This window comes from Nocardia cyriacigeorgica (assembly GCF_010868145.1).
In the GTDB taxonomy this organism is placed as follows: domain Bacteria; phylum Actinomycetota; class Actinomycetes; order Mycobacteriales; family Mycobacteriaceae; genus Nocardia; species Nocardia cyriacigeorgica_D.
Genome location: NZ_JAAGUY010000054.1, coordinates 1 through 3,062, shown reverse-complemented (window position 1 = coordinate 3,062; position 3,062 = coordinate 1). Strand labels below are relative to the sequence as shown.

At 69.6% G+C, this 3,062-nt stretch carries 1 pseudogene; it reads left to right on the top strand.

From position 1 onward, the window contains the following. Nucleotides 1-3,062, top strand: a pseudogene (locus GV792_RS28730) (hypothetical protein); the annotation flags it as partial.

Sequence of the window (3,062 nt, the reverse complement as noted above, 5' to 3'; positions counted from 1 at the left end):
CCACCCTCCCAACCCCCTGCCGCGCCCGGCGAAGCGAAGGTAGTGCCCGCCGAGCCGAGCCCGGAGCGCGGTGGGGGCGAAGAGATTCGACCAGAGCTGCCGCCGCCCACCGAGCCGGCTCCGGAATCCGGTGGGGGAGCGAAGAAGCCGCCGACACCGCCGCTGGCCCCGGCCCAGCCGGATGATGCGGGCGACCCCCATCGCTCGGGTGATCAGGGAGAGTCGTCCAGACCGAAGCACGAGTCCGATGGGCCGGACGACGACCACGACAGATCCGATCCTGAGCAGTACCCTGCCGACAGCGACACTGCCGCCGACCCGCGCGCGCAGATGTCTCCGGAGGTCAGGGCGGAGTACGACCGCCTCGCCGCCGAACGGGCCGAGGCCGTGGCACGGCGTGCGGAATGGCGCGACATCCGCGATATGCGCGCCGAACGTCAGCCCATCGACGACCGCGACGATTTCGCCGCGCTGAATCCCGACAACCTGCTACCCACCATGGACGAGCTGCGTGGCCGGACGATGCGGGTAGACGACATGCGGCACCGCCTGGCCGAACTCGACGCACTCGAACGTGCCGCCGAGGCGTTCAACCAGGCCGCCGCCGATATCACCGGGCTCGAAGAGGAACTGGCGCGGCTGGAACGTTCGGTCACGCCGGTCGGTGAGTACGACCGGCTGGTTCAGCAACGCCAGGAACTGGCACGGGAGCGTGAGTTCTGGCGCGCCAAACGTGACGACCGAGCCACGCGCCACGGCCTCGTCGACGATGACGGCCATGTGGACGAGGCAGCGCTGCGCGGCGACCGGCTGGAGCCGACCATCCTGCGCCTCTACGACGAGGCGGGCGCCGCCACCGTCGACGACCCCGGTGGCATCGACGAAAGCCCGACCCAGACCCGCACCCCGCGCAGCGCCGCCGACCGCGCCGAGCGGCGCGCGGCGATTGCCAAGCTCGCCGAAGCCGCCAGCACCTGCAACCGACTGGACGCGGCTGTCGGTCAGGTGGATCGGCAGCTCGCCGAACTCGAACGCGCGGGTGTCGCGGAGGGCAGGCCCCGCGCGGACGAGGTCGCCGCCGAGCTCGACCGGCTCGCCGGACAACGCGCCGAGGCGCTGCACCAGATCAAACCGCGCCGTGCCATGCGTGACGACCTCGCGGTGCGGTTGCGCGTCGTCGACCAGCAAGGACGCCCCGACGAGGCCGCGCTCGCACCGGACCGACTCGACGAAACCCTCGCGTTCTTGCGCGCCCGCGCCCAGTACGACGTGCTCACCGGTGTCAACGGCGACGGCCCCCGCATCCTGTTGCGCGAGATCGACGCACTGGCCGACGCTGCCCGCGATGTGAACCGGGTACACAATCTCGTCGGCCGCATTCAAGGCGAGATGGCGGGCGTTGCGGGTGTGTGGCGGGCGATGATCGAGGGTGAAGGCGGCCGGATGCTGACGCCGCGCGTGGGCGTCATCGTCGACGGCGACACCACCAGGATCGTGGTGTTCGGCATCCGCGACGAACTCGGCCGCCCGCACCGCAGCGATATCGACGATGCCTTCGCCACCGCATTGCGGACGAATGCGCTGGTGGCGCAGTCGATGATGGATGAAGGCAGCACTGTCGAGCTGCGCCGGGTGCACGCCGACCGTGACGGTGTGTGCACGGTCGACGAACTCGGTCTGCTCGAAGTGGAGCGGTTGAGCACCGGCTGGGTCGGCGGCGACCGGCTCGACATCACCTCCTGGCGCGACGGCGAAGGCCACTGGCATCGTGTCGATCCGACCCGGCCGGATTGGCAGACCGGGCGCGATACCAGCGAGGCGAGCAAACCCAAGGCCGAGCGGTACAAGAAATACACCCGGAAGGACCCGCCGGACGGCGTGAGCGGTTGGGCCATGGAGGACGTCGTCAATGACATCACTCTGCCCACCGACGACGTCCCGGACGGCAAGGTCCCCGAGAGCACGCTGCCGGTCAACGCGCCGCAGGCCCCGACGCTGTACAACCCCTCCGGGCTCGATCAGAACCAGATCTTCGGTCAGCACTGGGGTGCCGACTCCTACAACGTCGTTCGGCTGCTGCTGATGGCGGCGGAGGTGCCCAAGCATCCGGCGGTGAAGGCGTGGATTCAGCGGCATCCGTGGATCGGCCGGTGGGTGCAGGCGCGCCCGTGGTTGCAGCGGATACCACCGTTCGGGACGGTGTTCCGCAACTACGAATGGTTCGCGCCGCCGGAGCGCAACGTTCAGCCGATGGTCCCGCCGTGGAACGCCTCGGACCACCGCGCCGGCCTCGATGATGTGCCGGAATCGCTACGGCAGCAGTGGGAGCGGGAAGCCGCGCAGTGGCAGCGGGTGCAGGATTGGGCCGACGCCGAATACGAACGGTTCCTGCATGATCCCGACGATCTGGACCGCATTGCCGCGGGCATCGAGGAGCATCGCCGGGTACAGCAGGTCGACCGGGCAGGTCAGGTCATCGACCGGGTGCGTCGTGATCTGGTCGACGGGCATACCTGGATCGACCCGTCCGGTGACGTCGACGCCCAGATCCGGGCCCTGCACGGCGAGATCGACCGCGTCGCCGAAGCATTGGCCGACCAGTTCGCCGCCGCCGACCCCGTCGCCGTCCGCGACACCATCGAGGATGTGCGTGAACTGCTGCTGGCAGGTGTCGACCCGGAGCTGATCGCGGGCGCTCTTGGAGCGCATATGCGCGATGACGTCCCGGTGTTCACTCCGGCACAGCTCGCGCAGATCAGGCACCACCTCATGGAGGCCGAGCTGCTGGTCCGTGACCACGCCGACCCCAACGGCCGATTCGTGCGGAGGTCGATGGACCGTCTCGCCGATATCGCGGAAGCATGGAATCGCCTGCGCAACGGCGCACCGCTGCCGCAGGACTTCATCCTGCTGCACGACGCCCTCGCCGAATCCGACTTCCTGCGCGCCAACCCCCTCGCCACCTGGCAGGACGCCAACGCCTACGCCATCGGCCTCGGCTACCACTGGGACGCCGACCGTCCACCCCTCGCCGAATGGCGCGCGGGCATCCCCTACGCCCC